The sequence below is a fragment of the Salana multivorans genome (assembly GCF_003751805.1).
Classification (GTDB): domain Bacteria; phylum Actinomycetota; class Actinomycetes; order Actinomycetales; family Beutenbergiaceae; genus Salana; species Salana multivorans.
Genome location: NZ_RKHQ01000001.1, coordinates 804629 through 827526, shown reverse-complemented (window position 1 = coordinate 827526; position 22898 = coordinate 804629). Strand labels below are relative to the sequence as shown.

Here is a 22898-nt window from a genome sequence, read left to right as displayed (position 1 = left end):
CCCGCCGGGTCGGCGCGATGCCGGGTCGCCGCGGAGCTACAGGCCGGCCGCCTCGCGCTCCGCCTTGACCCGACCCTCGGTCCGACCGCTGCGCCGCGCCGTGTGCGAGACGAGCGCCAGCAGCAGGACGACGATGCCGAGGACGAGCAGCAGCCCCGAGCGGCCCGTGTCGATGAGGTAGTCGTGCAGGTTCTGGCCGAACCCCTCGTGGATCGCCTTGAGCGACGGCGTGATGTCCTCGACCCACCCGGCCGCCCGGCCCGGGATGACGAGCACGACGAGGCCGGCCGCCGCGAGGACGCCGCCCCAGATCCACGCGCCGAGGCTCGAGGCGCGGGCGACCAGGGCGATGACGACGAGCGCGATGATCCCGCCGACCAGGCTGAGCACGCCGGCCGGGTTCACGGTCGACTCGGTCGTCTCGAGGCTCCACCAGGTGCGCAGCGCGCCGTCGGTCAGCAGGAACCACGCGACCGGGAGGACCAGCAGGGTGATGACGACGCCCCAGATGTGCGCCGCCGTACGCCGCGTGGAGACGGGGACCCAGCCCTCGTCCTGCGGGGCCTCACGCTCGACCGTCGTCTTCTCGGACCTGGCCTTCTCGGTCTTGAGGGAGCCGCCGGTCGAGCCGGCGAGGGCCTCCGGCGTCGCGAGGGGGACGGTGCTGCCCGGGGGCACGACGCGGGTGGTGGTCGTCGAACCCGGCTCCAGGGGCAGCGGGGCGGTCGCCGTGACCGGCGTCTCCGGCGGGAGCGGGGCCGTCGGGACGGTGCGGCCCGGGCTGGTCGACGCGCCGGACGCGTCGTCGGCCCCGGTCTCGGCGCCCTTCGCGCCGAACGCGCTCACGCGTGCGGGACCGGCCGCCGGATCCTGCATCGTCGGCTCGCCGGCGACCGGCGTCGGCGACGACGGGGGCAGCGGCGGGACGGGCCGTCCGCCCAGGTCGATGGCGGGTCGGGGGGCCGAGTGGGCGGCGCCGGCTGCCGAGGTCTCCTCGGACGTGACGCTCTCCGTCGTCTCGGTCGGCTCGACGGTCTCAGCCTCGCCGGTGACGTCGCCGTGGGTCTCGGGGGTGTCCGGAGTGGTCATGGGGTCCTCCTGGGGCTCGCCGCCAGGCTAGGGCGCGACGCAGCTCTGGCCGCGTCACCACGCCGTTGGGCGCCAAGGTGTGTCCGCGGGGCGGCGGTGGGTCGCGGGGGCCCGCGGAGGGTCGGACGGCGCCGCGGCGGGTCGGTCAGGCCGGCAGCGGGTCGGTCAGGCGGCGAGCTCGCGCTGGCGCGCGAGGCGGTACTCGCGGCGCTCGTGTGCGCGGCCGTCGCGTCGTGCGTAGTGGATCCCGACCGCGGCGCCGACGAGGACCGAGCCGACCGCGAGCGAGAGCCCCGCGGCGTGGACCGCCCAGGTCGTGACGTCCGGGCTGAGGGGGGCGAGCAGGCTGCCAACGCCGCCGCCCGGGGCCCACCAGCCGATGTCGATGGCGTCGACGAGGTAGTCCAGCGCGGCGCTCAGCCACAGGAGGGCGGCGGCGGCCGGACCGAGCGAGGACCAGGCGCCGAGCATCGGGGGGCCCAGCGTCGTCGCGGCGAGCACGAGGACCGTGACGATCCACGGCACGGGGTCGGCCAGGAGGCCGTCCGTCGGCGCGATCGACCACAGCGCGGCGGTCTCGGTGCCGCTGAGGATCTGCAGGCCGAGCAGCGCGAGTGCGAGCGAGAGGATCGGAGCGACGATGTGCGCCGCGAGGCGCGAGCGCGGCGGCCGGGTGACGTCTCCGGAGGAGATCGCGGCCTGCTCGGTGCGCTCGGTGGAGCGGCCGCGGCGTCGCGCGATGGTGGCGGCGATGGCCGCGGCGCCGAGCGTGCTCCCGATGGCGAGCGCACCGCCGCCGCGCAGGAGCAGGTCGGCGCCGGCGCGCGGTGCAGAACCGAGGGCCTGCTCGGGGACGAGATCGACGAGCAGCTCGGCCTGGCCGGGCATGAGGAGGCCGACGACGCCGGCGAGGAACCATGCTCCGCCCGCCACCGCGGCACCGACGGAGGAGCGCATGACGGCCAGCGCGGTGATCGCGAGGCCGAGGCAGGCGAGGGCGACCGGCAGGAGGTCGAGACCGGGGACGTCACCGAACGAGGCGGGCACCTCGACCGCGAGGGCGAGCGCGCCGAACGTGATGGGCCCGCCGACGACGGCGAGCGCGAGCCCGAGGAGGTGTGCCCTCGACCGGGAGCGCGGGGGGACCGGCCCCTGGAGATCCGTGCTGGGTCCCTCGTGCGTCACGTCGTGTCACTCCTCCTGTGTCGACCCGGCGGGCCGCGCTGGCTCGCGGGTTCGGCCGCCGGTGGGCTGCGTCGACCCCGATCGATCCGATGGCAGGTGCCGACCCACCCGGGCGGTGTGGAGAGTATCGCGCAGGACGCCGGGGTGTTCGAACGAGCGCTGTCCACAGGCGACCGAGATGTGGGGCGATGTGAGGCCGTCCCCACCGGGGGAGCGCGGTTGGGCCTCGACCGGCAACGCTGACGGAGAGGTCGCGCGGGCCTCGGGACGGACGGAGGACGAGATGGCGGAGCCGGTGGTGGTGGCGCTGCGCACGGCGGACGGGCGGCTCGCCGAGCAGGTGGGCCAGGTGGTCGCGTGGTGGGAGGGACGCCTGGTGGTGCGTCCGCCGGGCTCGCCGCCGCCTCCGGCGGACGTCCACGTCGACTCGCCGCTGGAGCGCGAGCGCGGCGACCCGCCGTGGGCCCGTGAGCGTGGGATCGACGTCGTCGGGGGCGGCGGCGCAGGTGATGGCCCGCCGGGCGCGATCGCCCTGCCCGACGGAGCCGATCGGCTCGCCGACGCCATCGCGTCGCAGCTCGCCGCGGTCGGCAGCCGGACGATCGGCGTGGTCGCGGCGCGGGGCGGCGCTGGCGCGTCCGTCACGGCGGCGCTGCTCGCCCGAGCGCTGGTGGACGACGGTCGCGGCGCCGTGCTCGTCGACCTCGTCGGCGGACTCGACCACCTGCTCGGGCTGGAGGAGGAGCCGGGGCCGCGCTGGGCCGACCTCGACGCGGCGGCGGCTCCGTTCGTCGGCCGCCAGCTCGTCGACGTCCTGCCGCGCTGGGGCAGGGTGCCCGTCCTCGCCGCCGATGCCCGGGCGCGGGTCGACGCCGTTCCCGCGGTGCTGACCGCCCTGCGCGAGGGCTGCGCGGACGCCGTGCTCGACGTGGGACGCGCGCGTCCGCCCGTCGGGTGCGAGTCGGTGCTCGTGGTGACGACGCCGGAGCCGTCGGCCGTCCTCGACGCGCGCCGGCTCGTGGCGCAGGCGCTCGCATCGGGAGCGACGACCGTCCGGCTGCTCCTGCGTTCCCTGCCCGGCGTGGCGGTCGACCCGGGTGAGGTGGCCGAGGTGTGCGGCGTCCCGTCGGTCGACCTCCTCCCGTACGCGCGGCTGATGACCGCGGACCTCGCCCGAGGGGTCACCCCGGGTGATCGGCGCCGCTCGCGCCTCGTCCGGGTGGTGCGCCGGCTTGCCCGGGAGATCGTCCCGTGACGGCCCGCGCGGGGAGCCGGGCCCGGGCGACCACGGCGGTGCTGCCGGAACGCGCGCGCCCGGATGAGGACGTGGACGGGCTGCCGGTCCGTCCGGGGAGTCGGGACCGGGCGGCGGCGGTGGTGCCCCCCGCGGGGGTGCGACCTGATGGTGACGCCGGTGCACTGCCGGTCCGCGTCCGTCGTCTGCTCGCGGCGTCCGGGCCGCCGGGGCCGCGCGAGGTCCAGCGCGCCACCCGGCTCGGCCTGGACGCCGCGGCGAGGCCGCTGGGTGTTCGCGAGGCGACCGAGCAGGTGGCGGACGCGCTCGCCGACATCGGGGGATCGGGCGCACGGCTGCGCCGGCTCTGGTCGGATCCCGCCATCACCGACGTCCTCGTCAACGGACCCGAGGAGGTGTGGGTCGACCGCGGCGCGGGCCTCGAACGGGTCGCGATGGATGTTGGCGACGTGCGGCTCCTCGCCGTCCGGCTGGCCGCCGCGGCCGGGGCTCGGCTCGACGATGCCGCGCCGATCGTCGACGGACGGCTGCCCGACGGAACGCGGCTGCACGCGGTCCTTGCGCCGATCGCCGCGCGCGGTGCCTGCCTCTCGCTGCGTCGGCACGCACCCCGCGCGCTCACCCTCGCGGACTGGCGCGCCGGCGGGGGCATCGGCGCCGTGGGCGACCAGGTGCTCGCTGCCCTCGTCAACGCGCGCGCCAACGTCCTGGTGAGCGGCGGCACCGGGAGCGGCAAGACGACGATGCTCGCGTCGCTGCTGGCGCGGGCCGGTCCGCACGAACGGATCGTCTGCATCGAGGAGGCGCGGGAGCTGGCCCCGGACCATCCGCACGTGCTGCACCTGCAGGCGCGGGCGCCGAACGTGCAGGGTGCCGGTGCGGTGACGCTGAGCGAGCTGGTGCGAGCGGCGCTGAGGATGCGGCCGGATCGGCTCGTGCTCGGGGAGTGCCGAGGGCCGGAGGTGCGCGACGTCCTGCTCGCACTCAACACCGGCCACGAGGGCGGGCTCACGACCGTGCACGCGAACACGGCGTCCGACGTGCCCGCGCGGCTGGCGGCCCTCGGGTCGCTCGCCGGGCTGACGCCGGAGGCGGTGGCCGTCCAGGCCGTGAGCGCCCTCGACGCGATCGTCCACGTCGTGCGCGAGGGCGGGGGCCGCCGCGTTGCCGAGATCGCGGTCCTCACCCTGGCGGACGGTCGGCTGGCGGCCCCGGTCGCGATGAGAGGAGCTCCGCAGCGCGACGGTGGCTGGGACCTCGCGCCCGGGCCGGCCTGGTCGGCCCTCGCGCGGGTGCTCGACGCCGGCAGTGGGTCCACGACCCAGGGGGCGGCGGCGTGAGCGTCGTGTCGGTGGCGCTCGCGGCCGGCGTGCTCGTCGGGGTGCTGGTGCATCCGACGGCGGGGTGGACCAGGGTGTCCCGTCGTGGGGCCGTCGCGTGCTCGGCACCGCGGTCCGATCGGTCGGCGCGAGAGCCTGGCGGGAGCGCGGGTGAAGGGGACCCTCGAAGTCTGCGCGGACTGCGAAGTCTGGTGCGGTGGGTCCTGCGCCGACGCGGCGCCGTCGGCCCCGAGCTCGGGATCGTCTGCGCGTCGGTGGCGGCCCGGGTGCGTTCGGGGCAGGAGCCGGGTGCCGCGTGGGCGAGCGAGCTGGGCGTCTCGCCGGAGAGCGGAGGGCGACGCCGGGTGGCCGTCGAGCCGGTGCGGGTCCGCTCCGCCGACCCCGGCGTGGACGGTGTCGCACCCGTCAGTTCGGAGCGCGCCGGTGCGTGGCGCGTCCGCACGACGGTCCCAGCGGAGGGGCTGCCGCCCGAGCTGCTCGCGCTCGTCGGCCGGTCCCCGGGCGCCGACGCCGCCTACGTCGCCACTCGCGTGGCACTCCGCTCCGGCGCCCCGCTGGCGGACGTGCTCGACGCCGTCGCGGTGGCCGTCGCCGAGGCCGAGGCGGCCGAGGCCGACCGTCGTCGCGCGCGGGCCGGACCCGCGAGCACGGCGCGCCTGCTCGGCTGGCTGCCGCTCGGGGCGCTGCTGCTGGGAACCGGGTTCGGCGCCGACCCGGTCGCGGTCGTCCTCGCGGGTGGTCCGGGGCTGCTCGCGATGGTGGCGGGCGGCCTGCTCATGGTGGCGGGGCGGTGGTGGTCGGCCCGTCTCGTCCGGGCCGCGACGGTGGACGACGGCGGGCCCGCCACCCGTGCGCGGGGTTGACCCCGTGTCGATGGAGGCACCGGTGCTCGTGTCCCTCCTGGCGGCGATGCTCTCGGCCGCTCTGGTCGGCGCGGGCCGGTGGAGCCCGCGACGCAGGTCGTCGACCGGTGCCGCTGGGCCGGTCGGATGCGGGGTGGTCCGACTCGATCGCGCCATCGCGTGCGAGCTCGTCGGGGTGCTGCTCGCGGCCGGGGCGTCGGTACCGGACGCGCTGGCGACGCTCGGTGAGGCGACCGGGGAGGAGGAGCTCGTCGTGGCGGCGCGGCTGCTGCGGTGGGGTGCGCCGTGGGACGAGGCGGTCGAGCGGTTGCCCGCGCGTCTCGTCGGCGTGGTCGAGCCACTGCGATCGGCCTGGGTGAGCGGAGTCGATCCTGGTCCGGCTCTCCGGACGACTGCCGCGACGTGGCGAGCGAGGCGGGCGGCTAGGGCGCGTGAGGACGCGGAGCGGCTCGCCGTGCGCCTCGTGCTGCCGCTCGGGCTGTGCCTGCTGCCGGCATTCGTGCTGCTCGGCCTCGTACCGGTGGCGCTCGCCGCCGCATCGTCGCTGTTCGGGGCGGGCTGAGTCGTGTCGCCGGCCCGCCGCGAGCTGTCCACAGAGGGCCGAGGCGGGGGCGTTCGACGGCTTGTCCCGACCCCCGTGGCGGCGGGGCGCGAGGCCGCGCAGGCTCGGAACGAGGCCGAGGGTCGGCCGAGCGAGGAGAGCTGAGATGACATCGACACAGGAGAGGACGCCCGAGGGGTCGACGACGCGAGAGCGGGGGAGTCAGGGGCGCGGGTCGGGTGTGCCCGAGCCGCGGACCACGCCGCTGACGTGGTTCGCCGTGAGCCTGCTCGTTCTCGCGTCGAGCGTCGGCGCGGGCGTCCGGCGGCGCTGGGACCGCGCGGTGTCGGCCGGAGAGGCCGGGATGGCGACCGCCGAGTACGCGATCGTGACGCTGGCCGCGGTGGCGTTCGCGGGCCTGCTGCTGGCGATCCTGCGCGGCGGCGAGGTGCGCGAGATGCTGCTCGGCCTGATCCGGGAGGCGCTCTCGCGATGAGTCCCGGAACGAGTCCTGTGATCCGAGGCCTCGACCGGCGGGTGCGGCGAGGATCGCGGGACCGGCGGGATGGGAGGAGCCGATGGGCGCAGCGGGCGCGGGGCGCGCGAGACCTCGGCCCGTCCGAGCAGAGCGAGTGCCTGAGCCCGCGTGGCCCGTTCGGTCGATGTCGACGGCGCGCAGGAGGCGACCGACGCCACTGGTACGCCTGGCGCCGGTGGCGTCCGCCGGGTGAGCGACCCGATCGGTTCGGGCGAGCGGAGCGAGGCAGTGTCACGGCCGAGCTGGCCGTGACACTGCCCGGCGTGATGGTCCTGCTCGTGGCGGTGCTGCTCGCGGGCGTCGTGGGAAGCGCGCAGGTCGCGGTCCAGGACGCGGCGCGGGTGGTGGCGAGAGCACTGGCGATCGGGGACGAGTCGGGGACGCGAGACGGTGGGCTGATGCCCGCTGCCGGGGTCGATGCGGTGGGCGTCACGAGGGAGGGAGAGTGGGTGCACGTCGTGGTGACGCGCGAGATCGGTGTCCTCGGCGTGGCGATCACGGTGACCGGGCGAGCCAGCGTCCTGGCCGAGCCGACGGGTCGATCACCGTGACGCGCGATGGCACTGGGAGGTGCGGGAGCGGGGGAGGTTCGGGAGGTCGCGGGCCGGTGCGGGAGCTTGGTCACGCCTCGGTCCCGCTCTGGCTCCGGCTCCCGCTCTGGCTCCGGCGCGGACGGTCGAGCGGGCCGTCGGTCTGGCGAGCCGGCGCGGCGTCGGCTCCACGCCCGGACGGCGCGGCCGGTGAGCGTGACGGCGCTTGTGGCGAGCGGGGGTCCGGGACCGTGCTGGCGCTGGGGCTCATCGGCGTCGCCGCGGTCCTGCTCATCGCCGTCGTCGCGACATTCGCAGCCGCGGGCGCGCGGTCACGGGCACAGACCGGCGCGGACCTCGGGGCGCTCTCCGCGGCGTTCGAGGTCCAGCGCGGCGGTGCTGATCCCTGTGCTGCGGCCGCTCGCGCGGCTGCCGGGGCCGGCGCGGTGCTCCGCGGGTGCCGGGTGGAAGGGAAGGAGGTCGTGGCCGAGACGACTGCATCGGTCGGTGGTGGTCTTGTCGGACGGCTCGCACTCACGGCGACCGGAGGGGAGGCGAGTGGGGCGGCGCGAGCTGGGCCGGTCCGCGATCCCTGAACGGGGACCGGACGCCGGGACTGACTCGCTGCCGGTGATCCGCGCTTGCCGAGAGGGACCGGACGCCGGGACTGACTCGCTGCCGGTGATCCGCGCTTGCCGAGAGGGGCCGGACGCCTGGACTGGCCCGCTGCCGGTGATCCGCGCTTGCCGAGTGGGACCGGACGCCTGGACTGACTCGCAGCCGGTGATCCGTGCTTGCCGAGAGGGGCTGGGCAGTGGGACTGACTCGCGGCCGGTGATCCGCGCTTGCCGAGAGTGGGCGGGCGGCGGCGCGGAGCCGGTTAGCCCGGGCCGGCGACCGTTGCGGGGGCCGTGGGGCCCTTCGGTGATCGGCGCGCGAACGCTGGGACCTCGACAGACGGCTGTCGTCGTCTCTCGGTGAGCCAGCGGGCCAGGTGACCTCTCGGTGGCCCGCGCCCTGGTGGCGGGCGTCCCCGACCGTCCGCGCTCCTGATGGCGTCGACGGCCGGCCGAGACAGCGGCGGCGGGCCGACCCCCCTGCGGGTTCCCGCCGCCGCCATCGGTCGATCGCCAGTCCCCTGAGTGGCGAACGTTTCGCTGGTCGGCGAACGCTGCGGACCGGATCCGGCCGGCTTCCCCTGTGGCGCCGGCCGGACTCGAGCCGGCATGTGGTCCTGCACCCCCCTGCGGTGCCGGACCAGGTTGCGAGTCCTGCACCCCCCTGCGGCGCTGGACCCTGACACCTACCTCGACGGGCGAGCAGCCTGAATCTGACGCCGGCCTCGATGTGATCTACGTCACATGCGAGGATGGAGGTCGACGAGAGCGCGAGGAGGACGTCATGAGGCAGCTCGACAGGGTGGCCATCGTCGGGGGCGCGGGGAAGGTGGGGCGCCTGCTCCTGCCCCACCTGCTCGAACGCGGCCGCACCGTCGTCCCGCTCGTGCGGCGTGCGGACCAGGCGGAGGAGCTGGAGGGAGCGGGCGCGACGCCGCGCCTGCTGGACATCGAGCGTGCCGGCGTCACGGACTACCTCGACGTGCTCGACGGCGTCGATGCTGTCGTGTTCTCTGCCGGCGGGGGTCCCGACGGCAACGTCGAGCGCAAGCGGGTGGTCGACCTCGGCGGAGCGCTCGCGACGATCGCCGCCTGCGAGGAGCTCGGTATCCGGCGGTACGTCCAGGTCTCCGCCATCGGCGTCGACGAGCCGCCCGAACCGGGCGCGCCGGAAGCGTGGCGGGCGTATGTCTCGGCGAAGCGGGTCTCCGACCGGGCGGTCCGGGACAGTGACCTCGACTGGACCATCCTCCGTCCGGCGCGCCTTCTCGACGACCCGGCCGTCGGGCTCGTCCAGCTCGGGGTCGACCTTCCGCCGACGCCCGTGACGCGTGGTGACGTCGCCGCGGTCATTGCGGCGGTGCTCGACCAGCCCGCGGCGGTCTATCGGCAGTGGGACCTCGTCGGAGGTGTCCTTCCGATCCCGGAGGCGCTGGCCCGCGCCGCGTCCTGAGGTGTGCCGGGGCCGCCCAGAGGGGCCTGAGGACGAGTCCGCGCTCAGCCGAGAGGCTTCGTCCGCCGGCGCTCGAACAGCTCGTGGCCGGGGGTGAGGCTCTCGTCGCGCTGGGTCACGCCGTCCTCGACCCAGCCCCACCGGTCGTAGAACCGGGCGGCGCGCTCGTTGCCCTCCAGCACCCAGAGGACGGCGGAGGTGAAGCCACCCGCGCGCAGGGCGTCCTCGGCTGCCGCGAGGAGCGCGCTCCCGACACCGCGTCGCCAGGCCTCGGGCGCCGCATTGATCGCGTAGAGCTGGCCGCGCTCGGGAGCGGTCTCGACGGCCCGGGGCCGTTCGTCGTCGACCGGCCGTTCGGGCCCGACGACCGCCGCGGCCACGACGGTTCCGTCCAGCTCGGCGACGAGCTCGACGACGCGCGGGTCCCTGCTCCGACCCCAGAGCTCGCGACGGCGCTGTCCCTCGGCGACGGCATCCATCCGGTCGAGCACGTCGTCGGGGATCAGGCCGCGGTACGCGGTCTGCCACGCGGCCACCCGGACCTCGGCGATGCGTTCGGCGTCGCCGAGCGCGGCCGGACGAACGACGACTGCCTGCTCACCCATGGCGCGACGATACCCACGAGCCGCGCCTCAGAGCCGATGGGAGGCCGAGGGGCGATGGATCCCCCGGGCGTGCTCGATCGAGGTTGGCCGGGGCTGGCCCTGACGAGCGCGCGGCCTGGCCCTCGGAAAGAGACGATCTGGTCGCAGCGGGATCGAGACGGGTGCGGACGAGTGTCCGCTCGTGGATGGCTCGAGATGCGCGGGTCGGAGGTTCGGGCCGGGCGAGCCGACAGGTCAGGCCCGTCGAACCGGCGGATCGGACTCGACCAGCGGGCGGATCGGCCCAGCAGCGACGGGTATCCCCGTCGCCCGTCCGTCAGCTCGCCTGAGCCGGCCGGAAGGGTGTGCGGCCGCCATGAGCATCGGCCCCGGCCTCCGAGAGCCCGTCCCGAGCGAGCAGCTCCTCGACGTCCTGCGGCGTCCACCTGCCGACCAGGGTGCCGGCCCGGGCGAACCCGTAGGTGCGCAGGTAGTTCGCGAGCCAGAACGTGCTCCGATCCGGGCCCGCGAGCTCCCGCACGACCTCGCGCGCCCCGACCAGGCCCCGCCGCGCGTCGTCGTCGCTCTCGCCGAGCTGGTCGAGGGCCGCGAGGAAGCGTTCCTCGCCGAGCAGCGCGTCACGCGCCCCGAGGAGGGCCGGGTCGGTGAGCGTCACCTCGACGCACCGGGTCTGCGGACGCCGCAGTCGCGCACCCGCCCCGCGCGGACCGATCGTGGCGACGGGCAGCGTCCGGCGCCGAGGCTGGAGATCGCCGGCCTCCGCGTGGACGAGGCTGGCGAGCGTGACCACGGAGCGCAGGCGAGGTGAGAGGCCGCCCCAGTCCGGCACGACGAGCCCGGCGATCGGGTTTCCGTGGTGCTCGCCCGTGTGCGAGAGCAGGTCGGTGAGGAACCCGACGAGCGAGGCCTCGAGCTTCTCGCCGACCAGGTCGCCTCGCGGCAGGACGACCCGCGGACCGAGGTAGTAGCGCGAGCGGCGCACGGCCTTCTCGGTGTCGCTCCACCCGTCGACCTGCTCGGGACCGCGGGCACCGACGAGCACGAGCGGCAGACGGGACCCCGGCGCGTGTTCGCGGACGATCCGGCGCGCCGGGTAGGGGACGGACATGCAGTCGTTCTACCCCATCGCCACCCCGGCGCACCCAGGGACTTTGGTCCCGGGTTCGCCGTTGCGCGCTCCGAGTGGTCGAGCGAACGGGTGTCGATGGGGTTCCCGATCAGGGTTGGCAGGCGTCCGCTCTCCGCGGATGGACCGGGATCCCAGTCCGGGAAGTCGCCGTCCGTGCGGCATCGCCGCAGGTCACGGCCATGCGGCGGCTCGGATCGCGAGGTGACCTGCCCGCGGATCCGCAGAGAGCGGACGGGGGCTGGGGGCGCGTCCCGTGGTACGACGAAGGCCCGGAACCGTGGTGGTTCCGGGCCTCCGGTGGAGCCGCCTAAGGGAATCGAACCCTTGACCTATTCATTACGAGTGAATCGCTCTGCCGACTGAGCTAAGGCGGCGACGCTGTCCGAGGATCGCCCGGGCAGCGGCGACCACTGTACCCGAGCCTGCGGTGTGACCCAAACCGGCCGGGCGACCGGCCCGCAGCCCGCCCGCGACTCGGTGGGAGTCCCAGCAGCCATCCGGAGCGACCACCAACCAGCGACCGCCGGCCCCCCAGCCGGCCCACCCTGCGCCCACTCACCCGTACACGAGCGCGAAGTTCCGCAGCACCTTCCACGCCTCGCGCACGTCGGCGCCGCGCACGCGGGCCACGACGTCGTCCACCTCGGCCGGGTCGTAGTACCCCTCGTGCCGGTAGGCGAGGAGCCGCTGGACGATCCCCTCGGTGTCCAGCTCGGGGTGGAACTGCGTCGCGTACACGTTCCGGCCGACCCGCATCATCTGCACGGGTGCCGTCGCCGTCGTGCCGAGCAGCACCGCGCCCGGCGGGATCGCGCGCAGTGCCTCCTTGTGCCCGACGTACGCGTCGAACACCGGCGGCAGCCCGGCGAGCACGGGGTCGGCGAGCCCCTCCGGCGTCAGCGCGACCGGCACGGCCCCCACCGGCTCGCCGTACGTCGTGTCGACGACGCCGCCGAGGAACCCGCCGAGCGTCCCGACGCCGTAGCACGCGCCGAAGAACGGCAGGTCGATCGCGACGACCTCGGCGAGCAGCTCCGCCATCTCGTTCTCGACCCGGAGCTGGACGTCCGACTTGCTCTCGATCGGGTCGCTGGAGGTGAACGGGCTCCCGCCGACGACGATGCCGGCGATCGAGCCGAGATCGAGCCGCGGCATCGGCGCCGACTCCAGCCGCACGCGTCGCAGCCGCTCGGCCGGCACGCCCATGAACCGGCGGACGGCCTCGTACTCCGCGTCGGCGACCGCGTCGTCGGCCCGCGTCGCCAGCAGGAGGAACTCCCCGGACCGGTTCCCGGCGACCTCAGCGCGCCCGTTCCCGGCGCGCTCGTGATCGCCGTGCCCCGTCCCCGCGTCCATGGTCACAAGTGAATCACCCTGTGCGCGTGCGGCGGACACGGGGCGGATCGATGGGCCAGACTGTGACCTCCGGCCGATCCCCGCGCCGGACACCGCACGCCTCGACGGACCACCGGCCCGACGAAGCACAACCCCCGCGAGGAGGTCGGCATGGCGCAGGAGTCGCGCGACGCGTCGTGGTTCGAGGACCTCGTCCGCAGCCACTCCCGCGCGATCGTGCGGTACTTCGCGCGTCGCGCTCCGGTCGACGACGCCGAGGACCTCGCGGCCGAGGTGCTCCTGGTGGCCTGGCGCCGCCGCGACGACGTGCCGGAGGAGGCGGAGCTGCCCTGGCTGTACCGGACGGCCGGGTTCGTCCTCGCCAACTACCGCCGCAAGCGCACCGAGCTGCCGGTCGAGGACCTGCCGGACCGGCCGACCCGCGCCCGCGTCGGCACCGACCCCGAGGTCTCGGCCCTGTTCGACGCGGAGCTGCGCGGCGCCCTCGCGCTCGTGAGCGACCGTGACCGCGAGATCATCCTGCTCCACGCCTGGGACGGCCTCGACGGCGTGCAGCTCGCCGAGGTCCTCGGCATCAGCCGCTCGGGTGCGGACGCTGCGCTGTCCCGGGCGCGCAAGCGGCTGCGCGAGGCCTGGGGCCAGCGCCTGGAGCTGTAGCCAGCGTCGGGCTCCGGCCCCGCGAGCCGGGCCGCGCAGCGCGCGAGGTCAGGGCGGCGACGCTGCAAGGTCGGCGTCCGAGACGACACAGACTGGACAGACCACCGTGAGGGCGGTGACACGGCAAGGAAGGACGGGGCCATGACGGACCGCGAGGAGCAGACCTCCCCGGCGCAGGACGCGCTCGAGCGTGAGGTGCTGGAGCGCCTGCGCTCCGCCGACCCGGCGCGCGACATCGAGCCGTCGGCGGGCTTCGTCGCGTCCGTCCTCGCCCGGATGGATGACGACGACGCGGGTGCGCTCGCCTCCGAGCTCCCGCTCGCGGCCGCGGCGCACGCCGGGTCGGCGAGCGCCGACCCGGGAGTCGCGACCGCCGAGATGTCCGAGCCCGGTCCGATCGACCTGGCGGCGGCGAGGGCGGCGCGGGAGTCCGCCCAGCCCGCCCGCAAGCGCCGCTGGCAGCCCTGGCTCGCCGGTGCGGCCGCGGCGGCTGTCGTCGGCGTCGTCGGCTTCGGGGCCGGCTCGATCGCCGCTGGCGGCGGGTTCGGCGGCGGCGACTCGGGTGGCGCGTACGACGCCACCTCGGCCCGCGACTCCGCTCCCGAGCTCGCCTCGGGACAGCCCGAGTCGGCCTACCCCGGTCCGATCACCCTCGGCGACTCCTCGGGTGGCGCGGACGGCGCGAGCAGCGCCGGCGGCGCCCCGACGGCCGAGATGGACGCGGCCCGCGGGGCGTCGGGCTACGGCTGGGGCTTCGGTCACCGGGAGTTCGTCGGGTCCGGCTTCAGCACCTCGGCCGGCACGGCCACCCTGTACGGCCTCGACCCGCAGCGCGCGAGCGAGGAGACGGCCGCCCACCTCGCCGAGACCCTCGGCGTCACCGGCGCTCCCCGGCTGGACTGGGGATCCTGGTACGTCGGTCCCGAGGACGGCGAGGGCCCGACGCTCAGCGTCTCGCTCGACGGCTCGGCCGCGTTCTCCTACCAGAACTGGTCGATCGAGCCGATGCAGGAGTGCTGGTCCGTCGCTGGCCCGACGAGCGAGGACTACGACGACGACGCCTGGCGCGCCTACGAGGAGGAGATGCAGGCGTGCACCGAGCGGGTGGACGCCGCGGCTCCCGCGCCCGACGCGGCCCGCGCCGAGCTCGAGCGGCTCCTCACCGACGTCGGCCTCGACCCGGCGAGCTTCGAGCTGACCGCCGAGCACGCCGTCGGGTCGGGCACGGCGCAGGCGAGCGCCGCGCGGATCGTCGACGGTCAGCGCACGGATCTCGCCTTCTCCCTGTCCTACGGACCCGCTGGCGTCGTGTCGGTGTGGGGGAGCCTCGCGGACGTCGTCGCGCTGCGCGACGTCGCCATCGTGAGCGAGGCCGACGCGCTCGCCCGCCTGTCCGACCCCCGGTTCGGCGCGCAGAACATGGTGATGCCCTACGCGGTCGACGCGTACGCCACGGACGGCGGGGCCACCGAGGAGTACACGCCGCCCACGCAGGCGCCCGCGGCGCCCGGCGCCGACGCGACCGTCGAGTGGCCCGTCTGGACCGTCGACCTCACCTCGGTCCGCCTCGGCCTCGGCCAGCAGTACCAGTCGGACGGCTCGGTCCTGCTCGTCCCCGCGTACGAGTTCACGGACTCCGACGGCGGCACGTGGTCGGTCATCGCCGTCGCGGACGCCGACCTCTCGTTCGACCAGCTCGGCTGAGCCCCCGGCCGGCCCGACTGGCCCGACTGGCCCGGGCCAGCCGGCCGGCCACGAACCGCCCCAGCCCGGCGGAGCCCCGCATCGCGTGTGCTCCCAGCTCCGCGACGTGCCGCGAGGTACGTTGACGAGCGACGCCTAAGGAGACCCCCATGTCCTCATCGACCTCCCGCCTCCTCCTGCTCGGCGGCGCGGCCCTGACGGCCCTCGCGCTCTCGGCCTGCACGCCGCCGTACGGCGACCGCGACATCACCGGGACGCAGAGCCCCGAGCCGGAGATCTCGGTCTCGCCGGACAAGCCGGACTCCTCCGGCGGCGCCACGCGTCCGACCGACTCCCCGAACCTCAACGGCGGCGGCGAGGCGACGGACGACGGCGCGCTGGGCGAGACGACGATCGGGATGCCCGCCGGCGTCGACGCCAGCGCGGAGGCGGACGCGAGCGTCGGCCTCGGCTGGAGCAGCGACGGCGCGACGCTCTACGTCACGACGTTCGGCTCGAGCTCCTGCCCGCGCGTCCCGTCCGACCTCACGGCTGCGGCCGGGGAGATGACGATCGACCTCACGGCGGCCGGCGGGGCCGTCTGCACCGCCGACTACGTGGCCTCGACGACCGCGATCCCGACCCCGGCCGCCGTCCCGTCGGACGTGGCGTACACCGTCACCGTGTCCGACGCCGGGACCGACCTGGGCACGGCCGAGCTGGCCCCCGCCGCCGACCCCATCGCCTTCGCCTGGATCGCCGCGCCCGCAGGCTGACCGGCCGGTCGGCCCGACCGCTGGCCAGCTCCGGACGGGTCGCGCGCGTCGTCCCGCGCCGCTCACCGGTCGGGAGCGTGCCGGAACACGGCCCGACGGCGGCGCGGGGATGGAAGACTTGGGGACCGTGACGACCGTTCTGACCGCCTCCCAGCAGCACGACGCCACACGCGCGCTCGTCGCCGACCTCGAGCGGGTGACCGAGGCGGACGCCTCGCGGCGGCGTCGCGCCGAGTACTCCTCCGATGCGTCGAACTACCGCGTCGTCCCCGAGGTCGTCACCTTCCCGCGCTCGACGGACGAGGTCGAGGCGATCCTCAGCGTCGCGCGCGAGCACGGCGCGCCCATCACCTCGCGGGGCGCCGGCACGTCGTGCGCCGGCAACGCGGTCGGCCCCGGCGTCGTCATCGACTTCTCCCGGCACCTCGACGCGATCGGTGCGATCGACCCCGAGGCCCGCACGGCGGTGGTGCAGCCCGGCGTCGTCATGTCGTCGCTGCAGGTGGCGGCGCAGCCGTTCGGCCTGTGGTTCGGCCCGGACCCGAGCACGAAGAACCGCGCGACGCTCGGCGGGATGATCGGCAACAACGCCTGCGGCCCGCACGCGCTCGCCTACGGGCGGACGGCCGACAACGTGCGCGAGCTCGACGTCGTCGACGGGGCGGGACGCCGGTTCACCGCGGGGTCGGGCCGGGGCTCGCTCGACCCGGTCCCGGGCCTCGACCGGCTCGTCAGCGCGAACCTCGCGACCATCCGGACCGAGCTCGGCCGGTTCACCCGTCAGGTCTCCGGCTACTCGCTCGAGCACCTGCTGCCCGAGAAGGGCACGAACCTCGCCCGGATGCTCGTCGGGACCGAGGGCACGCTCGTCACGGTGCTCGGCGCGACCGTCGACCTCGTCCCGCTGCCCAGCACACCCGTCCTCGTCGTCCTCGGCTACGCCGACATGCCGGCGGCGGCGGACGCCGTCGTCCCGCTGACCGCGCTCGGCGGCGGTCGTCCGGGTGGCGCGGGTCGGCCGCTCGCCGTCGAGGGCATGGACGCGCGCCTGGTCGACGTCGTGCGTCGCCACGTCGGCAGCGTGCCGGACCTGCCGCGCGGAGCCGGCTGGCTGTTCTGCGAGGTCAGCGGGGTCGACCAGGCCGAGGCGCTCGCGAACGCGGCGGCGCTCGTCGCCGTCTCCGACTGCCTCGACTCGATGATCGTGACCGACCCGGCCCAGTCGGCCGCCCTCTGGCGCATCCGGGCCGACGGGGTCGGCCTCGCGGGGCGGACGCCGAGCGGTGCGCCCGCGTGGCCGGGCTGGGAGGACGCGGCGGTCCCGCCCGAGAACCTCGGCGCCTACCTGCGGGACTTCGACGCGCTGCTGGACTCCTACGGCGTCGAGGGGCTGCCGTACGGCCACTTCGGCGACGGCTGCATCCACGTGCGGATCGGGCTGCCGCTCGACCGGCCAGCCGATGCCGGCGTGTTCGAGCGGTTCATGGTGGACGCGGCGCGGCTCGTCGGCTCCTACGGCGGCTCGCTCTCGGGTGAGCACGGCGACGGCCGCGCGCGCAGCGGCCTGCTGGACCGGATGTACTCCGCCGAGGCGCGCGAGCTGTTCGCGCAGGTCAAGGGGCTGTTCGACCCCGAGGACACGCTCAACCCCGGGGTCATCGTCGACCCGGCGCCGATCACGGCGGACCTGCGTCGCCCCGCCGCGATCCCGCTCGGCCACCGCGGGTTCGCGTTCCGGCACGACGACGGCGACCTGACGAAGGCGGTCCACCGGTGCGTCGGCGTCGGGAAGTGCCGCGCGGACAACGGCGCGGCCGGCGGGTTCATGTGCCCGAGCTACCAGGCCACCGGCGACGAGCGGAACGTGACGCGCGGTCGCGCGCGGGTGCTGCAGGAGCTGGCCAACGGCACCCTCGTCCGCGGGTTCGACGACCCGGCCGTCGCGGAGTCGCTCGACCTGTGCCTGTCCTGCAAGGCGTGCGGCCGGGACTGCCCCGCCGGCGTCGACATGGCCGCCTACAAGGCGGAGGTCACCTACCGCCGGTACAAGGGCCGGCTGCGCCCGGTCAACCACTACGTCCTCGGCTGGCTGCCCCGCTGGGCCAAGCTCGCCACCGCCCTGCCGCCGCTCGCCGCGGTCGCCAACGTGGTGCTCGGCTGGGCGCCCCTGCGCCGCGCCCTGTTCCCGCTCCTCGGGATGGACGCGCGCCGGGAGATGACGTCGTTCGCGACGACGCGGTTCTCCCGCTGGTTCGCCCGGCGGTCCGGGACGTCGCCGGCCCGTTCGGTGCGCCCCTCCCGCACCCCCGTGCGCGACGTCGTCCTGTGGGCCGACTCGTTCAGCGAGAACCTCGACCCGTCGGCCGCGCAGGCGATGGTCGAGCTGCTGCAGGACGCCGGCTACACCGTGCGGGTCCCGCAGCAGGACGCGTGCTGCGGCCTCACCTGGATCTCGACCGGCCAGCTCGACGGCGCCAAGAAGAGGCTCTCGCGTCTCCTCGACGTCCTCGGGCCGGCCGCGGCGAAGGGCGTGCCGATCATCGGGATCGAGCCGTCGTGCACGGCCGTGCTGCGCAGCGACCTGCTCGAGCTGCTGCCCGACGACCCGCGCTCGGCGCAGGTCGCCGGAGCCGTCCGGACGCTCGCCGAGCTGCTCACCGACCCGGAGCTCGGGCCGGGCGAGGACTGGCGTCCGCCGGCCGACCTCACCGGGACCACCGTGATCGCGCAGCCGCACTGCCACCAGCACTCCGTCATGGGGTACGAGGCGGACGCGGCGCTCCTGCGCCGGGCGGGAGCCGACCTGCGCCAGCTCGCCGGCTGCTGCGGGCTGGCGGGGAACTTCGGCATGGAGAAGGGGCACTACGACGTCTCGGTCGCGGTCGCGGGGAACGCCCTGCTGCCGGCGCTGGCCGAGGCGCCGGAGGGGGCGCTCTACCTCGCCGACGGCTACTCGTGCCGGACCCAGGCGGAGCAGCTCGCGGGGGTCCGAGGCAGGAGCCTGGCCCAGGTGCTCATGGCACAATAGGGCCTATTCCCGTCGTTCTGCCGATCCTTCTGGTGCGTGCCCATGCGAGTCCTGCCTCTCGAACCGTTCGGTGGTGACGACCCCTGGCGTGACGGCGACGCCGTGACCTGGGACGACGCGACCGCGACGTCGGTTCGCGAGGCCGCCGTCGGGCTGCTGCCGTTCGCGCTGGAGGACGTCGCCTGGCGTGAGGACCCCGAGCTCGGCCCGGTCGCCGTCGGCCGCACCCGGCGCGGTGAGCTCCGGCTCGTCGCCGCCGTCGAGGTGCTCGACGCGACCCGGTTCGTCGTCGGCCTCGAGCGCGTGGCTCGCGCGCTGCAGGACGAGCACGTCGACCGCGCCGGTCTCGTCGTGCTGACCACCCGCGTCATGCCCGACGTCCGCGGCGCCGTCGCCCTCGTCGGCCCGGGGATCGCGCGGGTGTTCCTGGTCGAGCTCGACGAGGCCGCCCCGCGCACCCCGGCACTCGCCTCCGTCGCGTCGTTCGCCGACGTGGCGGGAGTGGCGGGGGAGCCCGCCGGCGACGGCCGGTCGGCTGCGTCGCGGGGGGCAACCGGCCCCGCCGGTTCTGCCGGATCCACGGGTTCCGGCGACCCGGACGACGCGCGCGAGCCCGAGGATCTCGCCGACCCGGTCGAGACCCCGGCCGGCGGCAGCCACCTCACCTCGGCGCGCGGCCGTCGGCGCGGTCGCCCGGCCGTACCGGCGCTCGACCCGCGTGAGCAGCTCGGCGTCGTGGCGGCGCTGGTCGGCGAGACGGAGCTGAGCCTCGACGGCACCGACGGCCGGATTCGCGGCGTGCTGAGCCCGGAGGGCCTCATCGTGGTCGCCGGCGAGACGTTCGACGACCCGCTCGAGGCCGCCGTCGCGCAGGGCCGCGAGGTCTCCGACGGCTGGGCCGCGTGGCGCTTCGGCATCGAGGGCCCCTACCTGGGCGAGGCGCTCGAGGAGGCCCTCAACCCGCAGTCGCGGACCAAGCGCCCCCAGCGCCGACGCGCCGTGCGGCGCTGACCCGCCACCCCGCGTCTCCCGCGTCCCCGGCCGCGCGCACCGCGGGCGCCTAGGCTGGCCGGATGCTCTCCGCCGACTGGTACCCGCACGCCCGCGACGACGGCGAGGTGATCGGCTGGATCACCGCCGACGGCGAGGACTGGGCCGCGATCGACGTGCTCGGCCGCCGGGTCGCCGGTCCCGTCGACTGGATCGCCGCGGAGACGGCGCTCGAGGAGGTCGGGCTGCGCTTCCTCGCGGACCCGTGGATGCTCGAGCCCGACCTCGACGACGACGCGAGCGCCCCCGTGCTGCGCGTCCAGATCGTCGAGGTGACGCCGTCCCACGAGCCCGGGCAGGGACGGATCGTGGTCAAGGTCGACGACTTCGGCGACATGCGGCGCCCGCCGACCGACCGGCACGTGCTGGCCTGGCCGATCCCGGGTCGGCTGCGCCCGGTCCGCCCCGGCGACCCCGACGGGCGCACGCTCTGACGGGTCGAGGGTGGCGACGCGCCCGGTCCGACGGCTGGCGTCGTCGTCGCTCTCGGCCCACGATGGGGGTGTGAGCCCGTCCCGCGACCCGCACCGGACCCCGGCGCCGACCGCGCCCCCGAACCGCGGACGGTTCCCGATCTCGCGCGCGATCGTCGAGGCGCAGGCCGCGTCGGCTGACCTCACGATCACCGAGGCGGACCTCCCCGTCCCGCCGCCGGTCGGGCGGTGGGCCGGCGACGTCCTCGGCCGCGGGCACCAGGCGCGCACCCTGCCGCTGGCCGACGACGACGAGGGGCCCGTCGTCACGACGATCGTCCGCTACCGGCCCGAGCTCGACGTGACCTCGCCGCCGCGGATCGCGCCGCCGACGGCGCCGCGGTTCGCCGTCCTGTACCTCCACGGCTGGAGCGACTACTTCCTCAACCCCGAGATCGGGCCGTTCTGGGCGCGCGTCGGTGGTGCCTTCTACGGGCTCGACCTGCGCAAGTACGGGCGCAGCCTGCGCGTGCACCAGACCCCCGGCTACATCGCGGACCTCGCCACCTACGACGAGGACCTCGCGGCCGCGCTCGCCGTGATCGAGGAGGAGCATCCCGGCCTGCCGCTCGTCATCATGGCGCACTCGACGGGCGGCCTCACGGCGTCGCTCTGGGCGAACCGCCACCCCGGCCGGGCGAGCGGGCTCGTGCTCGTCGCGCCGTGGCTGGAGATGCAGGGCTCGACGATCGCGCGCAGCCTGTCGATGCCGATCATCGTGGAGATCGCGAAGGCGTTCCCGAAGCGCCGGACGCCCAACCCCGACCTCGGCTTCTATGCCCGGACCACCTCGGCCGCGCTCGGCGGGGAGTGGAACCTCGTGCCGGCCTGGCGACCCGAGCACGGGTTCCCCGCGACCTACGGCTGGGCCGCCGCCGTCCTCGCCGGTCACACGCAGGTCGCGGCCGGCCTCGACGTCGCGTGCCCCGTCCTCGTCGTCCGGTCCGCGCGCACGCTCATCTCGCCGGTGTGGGACGACGCGATGGCCGAGTGCGACACCGTCCTGGACGTGGACGTCATCGCGCAGCGCGCGCTGCGGATCGGCAGGGACGTCACCGTCTCGACGGTCGAGGGCGCGCTGCACGACGTGCTGCTGTCCCGGCGCCCCGTCCGCGAGGACGCCTACCGCCGGATCGAGCGCTGGGCCGCGGCGTACCTGCCGTGACGGGGCGCCCGACGCCGGGGCGGCGACCCCCGGCCGGTCAGGGCAGCTGGTCGTCGAGCCCCGGGTAGGACGCCTGAGCTCCCTCGTGCGCCACCGCGTACGCCGCGACCGCGACGGCCTCCCGCGCCGCCTCGGCCATCCCGGCCCCGCGGGCCAGCCCCGCGGCGAGCGCCCCGACGAACGCGTCGCCGGCGCCGACGGTGTCGACCGCCACCACCGGTCGCGCCGCGAGGTGCCAGGCGCCGTCGGGACCCGCGACGACGACGCCGGCTCCGCCCAGCGTGACGACGACGGACCGCGCGCCCGCGTCGCGCAGCCGGCGCGCGAGGACGGTCGCCTCCTCGGGCGTCGCCGGGGGGTCGACGGCGTCGTCCCCCAGCGCACCGGCGAGGACGATGGCCGCCTCGTGCTCGTTCACGACCAGCGGGTCGGCGAGGCGGAGCAGCTCCTCCGGCACGGCCGCGGCGGGTGCCGCGTTGAGCACGATGCGGCGTCCGGCCGCGTCGGCGATCCGGGCCGCCGCGAGGCTCGCCCCGAGCGGGACCTCGCCCTGGAGCACGAGCACGGCGGCCGCGGCGACCGGGTCGGCCGCGGACTCGACCAGCGCCGCGTCGACCGCGTCGTTCGCCCCCGGGACGACGACGATCGTGTTCTCTCCGGTCTCGCTCAGCGTCACGACCGCGAGCCCCGTCGGCCCGGGGACTCGGGCGACCCGGGTCAGGTCGACGCCGGCCGCGTCGAGGAGCGAGAGCCCGACGGCGGCTGCGGCGTCGTCGCCGACCGCGCCGACCATCGCGGTCCTGGCCCCGCGCAGCGCCGCCGCGACGGCCTGGTTCGCGCCCTTGCCGCCGGGCGTGGAGTGCCCGCCGCCGCCGAGCAGCGTCTCGCCGGGGGCGGGGTGGCGCGCGACCGTGAGGACGAGGTCGACGTTGATCGACCCGACGACGACCACCTCGGGCTCGGACTGCTGACGTGACACGGAGACCTCCCGCGCCCGAGCCTAGGGGTCCGGCGCGCGGGGGCCGGGCGCGTGAGGCGTCTTCGCCACGTCCGGCATCGTTAGAGTGGGCGAATGACGACGACGAAGGCGCTGGCTCGGGTCCTTGCCACGGCGGGGCTGAGCGGGGCGGCGGCGCTCCACGCCGCGTGGGCCGCGGGGTCGAGCTGGCCGGCGGCGGACGACCGCGAGCTCGCCGAGCTCGTCACCGGGTCCGGCGACATCGGGATGCCGCCGCGGACCGCGTCGCTAGCCGTCGCGGTCCTGCTCGGTGGTGCGGCCCTCGCGTCCTCCGGTCCGTTCGACGGCGGTCGCGCGGGACGCGCGATCCGGGTCGTCCGGGTCGCGGCGGCTGCCGGCCTGCTGGGCCGCGCCGCCGCCGGCGGGGTGGTGGCGTGCCGGCTGCTGCGCCTCCCGGAGCCGGCCGAGCGGTTCCGCGAGCTCGACCGGCGCTGGTACCGGCCGGTGTGCGCCGTCCTCGGGCTGTCCCTCCTGCTCGGCGGCTGACCCGCCCCCGATCGGCTCCGACACCGGGGTGGACCGCGTCGTGAATCGCGACCGGGTCCAC

The 22898-nt window shown here is 75.9% G+C and carries 22 protein-coding genes and 1 tRNA gene; 16 read left to right on the top strand and 7 right to left on the bottom strand.

The window, feature by feature from the left end; translation table 11 throughout:
- Window positions 1–36 precede the first annotated feature (36 nt).
- Complete coding sequence (locus EDD28_RS03815; RefSeq protein WP_123738408.1) at window positions 37–1089, bottom strand: hypothetical protein; 1053 nt, start codon at window positions 1087–1089, stop codon at window positions 37–39.
- Between the two features lie 165 nt (window positions 1090–1254).
- A complete protein-coding gene (locus EDD28_RS03810) occupies window positions 1255–2274 on the bottom strand; it encodes a hypothetical protein (protein ID WP_123738407.1) in 1020 nt (339 codons plus the stop codon).
- Window positions 2275–2557: 283 nt separating this feature from the next.
- Here EDD28_RS03810 and EDD28_RS03805 point away from each other — a divergent pair, with 283 nt between their 5' ends.
- From EDD28_RS03805 to EDD28_RS03770, 8 genes are all read left to right on the top strand, one after another.
- Window positions 2558–3529: a CpaE-like family protein gene (locus EDD28_RS03805; protein ID WP_123738406.1), complete on the top strand. Its 972-nt coding sequence runs from the start codon at window positions 2558–2560 to the stop codon at window positions 3527–3529.
- Between the two features lie 137 nt (window positions 3530–3666).
- Window positions 3667–4869 carry a TadA family conjugal transfer-associated ATPase gene (locus tag EDD28_RS03800; protein ID WP_245967902.1) on the top strand — a complete coding sequence of 401 codons (1203 nt, stop codon included), beginning with the start codon at window positions 3667–3669 and terminating at the stop codon, window positions 4867–4869.
- 191 nt (window positions 4870–5060) lie between these two features.
- Window positions 5061–5732 (top strand): hypothetical protein, encoded by a 672-nt coding sequence (locus EDD28_RS03795; RefSeq protein WP_123738405.1) that lies wholly within the window; start codon window positions 5061–5063, stop codon window positions 5730–5732.
- A gap of 133 nt (window positions 5733–5865) precedes the next feature.
- Window positions 5866–6294 carry a type II secretion system F family protein gene (locus tag EDD28_RS03790; RefSeq protein WP_170169341.1) on the top strand — a complete coding sequence of 143 codons (429 nt, stop codon included), beginning with the start codon at window positions 5866–5868 and terminating at the stop codon, window positions 6292–6294.
- A 259-nt stretch (window positions 6295–6553) separates the two neighbouring features.
- Window positions 6554–6769 (top strand): DUF4244 domain-containing protein, encoded by a 216-nt coding sequence (locus tag EDD28_RS03785; protein ID WP_245967901.1) that lies wholly within the window; start codon window positions 6554–6556, stop codon window positions 6767–6769.
- A gap of 290 nt (window positions 6770–7059) precedes the next feature.
- Entirely contained in the window at window positions 7060–7362 is a 303-nt protein-coding gene (locus EDD28_RS03780; protein WP_211339105.1) for a TadE family type IV pilus minor pilin, read from the top strand.
- The gene (locus EDD28_RS18195) at window positions 7257–7937 is read left to right on the top strand and encodes an Rv3654c family TadE-like protein (RefSeq protein WP_123738402.1); all 681 of its coding nucleotides are present in this window, start codon (window positions 7257–7259) and stop codon (window positions 7935–7937) included. Before EDD28_RS03780 ends, EDD28_RS18195 begins: the two co-directional genes overlap by 106 nt.
- An 805-nt stretch (window positions 7938–8742) precedes the next feature.
- Window positions 8743–9411, top strand: coding sequence for an SDR family oxidoreductase (locus tag EDD28_RS03770; RefSeq protein WP_123738401.1), 669 nt, complete (start codon window positions 8743–8745; stop codon window positions 9409–9411).
- Window positions 9412–9455: 44 nt separating this feature from the next.
- Here the strand turns inward: EDD28_RS03770 and EDD28_RS03765 are convergent, their stop codons facing one another.
- From EDD28_RS03765 to EDD28_RS03750, 4 genes are all read right to left on the bottom strand, one after another.
- The gene (locus EDD28_RS03765; RefSeq protein WP_123738400.1) at window positions 9456–10016 is read right to left on the bottom strand and encodes a GNAT family N-acetyltransferase; all 561 of its coding nucleotides are present in this window, start codon (window positions 10014–10016) and stop codon (window positions 9456–9458) included.
- A gap of 316 nt (window positions 10017–10332) precedes the next feature.
- Window positions 10333–11124: a hypothetical protein gene (locus EDD28_RS03760; RefSeq protein WP_123738399.1), complete on the bottom strand. Its 792-nt coding sequence runs from the start codon at window positions 11122–11124 to the stop codon at window positions 10333–10335.
- Between the two features lie 319 nt (window positions 11125–11443).
- A tRNA-Thr gene (locus EDD28_RS03755) sits at window positions 11444–11519 on the bottom strand.
- A 181-nt stretch (window positions 11520–11700) separates the two neighbouring features.
- Entirely contained in the window at window positions 11701–12501 is an 801-nt protein-coding gene (locus EDD28_RS03750; RefSeq protein WP_123738398.1) for a glutamine amidotransferase, read from the bottom strand.
- Window positions 12502–12651: 150 nt separating this feature from the next.
- Here EDD28_RS03750 and EDD28_RS03745 point away from each other — a divergent pair, with 150 nt between their 5' ends.
- From EDD28_RS03745 to EDD28_RS03715, 7 genes are all read left to right on the top strand, one after another.
- Entirely contained in the window at window positions 12652–13158 is a 507-nt protein-coding gene (locus tag EDD28_RS03745; RefSeq protein WP_123738397.1) for an RNA polymerase sigma factor, read from the top strand.
- Window positions 13159–13299: 141 nt separating this feature from the next.
- The gene (locus EDD28_RS03740; RefSeq protein ID WP_123738396.1) at window positions 13300–14862 is read left to right on the top strand and encodes a hypothetical protein; all 1563 of its coding nucleotides are present in this window, start codon (window positions 13300–13302) and stop codon (window positions 14860–14862) included.
- A gap of 149 nt (window positions 14863–15011) precedes the next feature.
- Window positions 15012–15617 (top strand): hypothetical protein, encoded by a 606-nt coding sequence (locus EDD28_RS03735; RefSeq protein WP_123738395.1) that lies wholly within the window; start codon window positions 15012–15014, stop codon window positions 15615–15617.
- Window positions 15618–15726: 109 nt separating this feature from the next.
- Complete coding sequence (locus EDD28_RS03730) at window positions 15727–18645, top strand: FAD-binding and (Fe-S)-binding domain-containing protein (protein WP_123738394.1); 2919 nt, start codon at window positions 15727–15729, stop codon at window positions 18643–18645.
- Window positions 18646–18687: 42 nt separating this feature from the next.
- Entirely contained in the window at window positions 18688–19656 is a 969-nt protein-coding gene (locus EDD28_RS03725; protein WP_123738393.1) for a hypothetical protein, read from the top strand.
- Between the two features lie 62 nt (window positions 19657–19718).
- Entirely contained in the window at window positions 19719–20129 is a 411-nt protein-coding gene (locus EDD28_RS03720; protein WP_123738392.1) for a hypothetical protein, read from the top strand.
- 70 nt (window positions 20130–20199) lie between these two features.
- Window positions 20200–21333, top strand: a complete 1134-nt coding sequence (locus EDD28_RS03715; protein WP_245967900.1) for an alpha/beta hydrolase — start codon at window positions 20200–20202, stop codon at window positions 21331–21333.
- 37 nt (window positions 21334–21370) lie between these two features.
- On the opposite strand, the gene EDD28_RS03710 is transcribed toward EDD28_RS03715, so the two are convergent.
- Complete coding sequence (locus EDD28_RS03710) at window positions 21371–22312, bottom strand: PfkB family carbohydrate kinase (protein ID WP_211339104.1); 942 nt, start codon at window positions 22310–22312, stop codon at window positions 21371–21373.
- 93 nt (window positions 22313–22405) lie between these two features.
- On the opposite strand from EDD28_RS03710, the gene EDD28_RS03705 reads away from it, so the two are divergent.
- Window positions 22406–22837 carry a DUF3995 domain-containing protein gene (locus EDD28_RS03705; RefSeq protein ID WP_123738390.1) on the top strand — a complete coding sequence of 144 codons (432 nt, stop codon included), beginning with the start codon at window positions 22406–22408 and terminating at the stop codon, window positions 22835–22837.
- Window positions 22838–22898 lie beyond the last annotated feature (61 nt).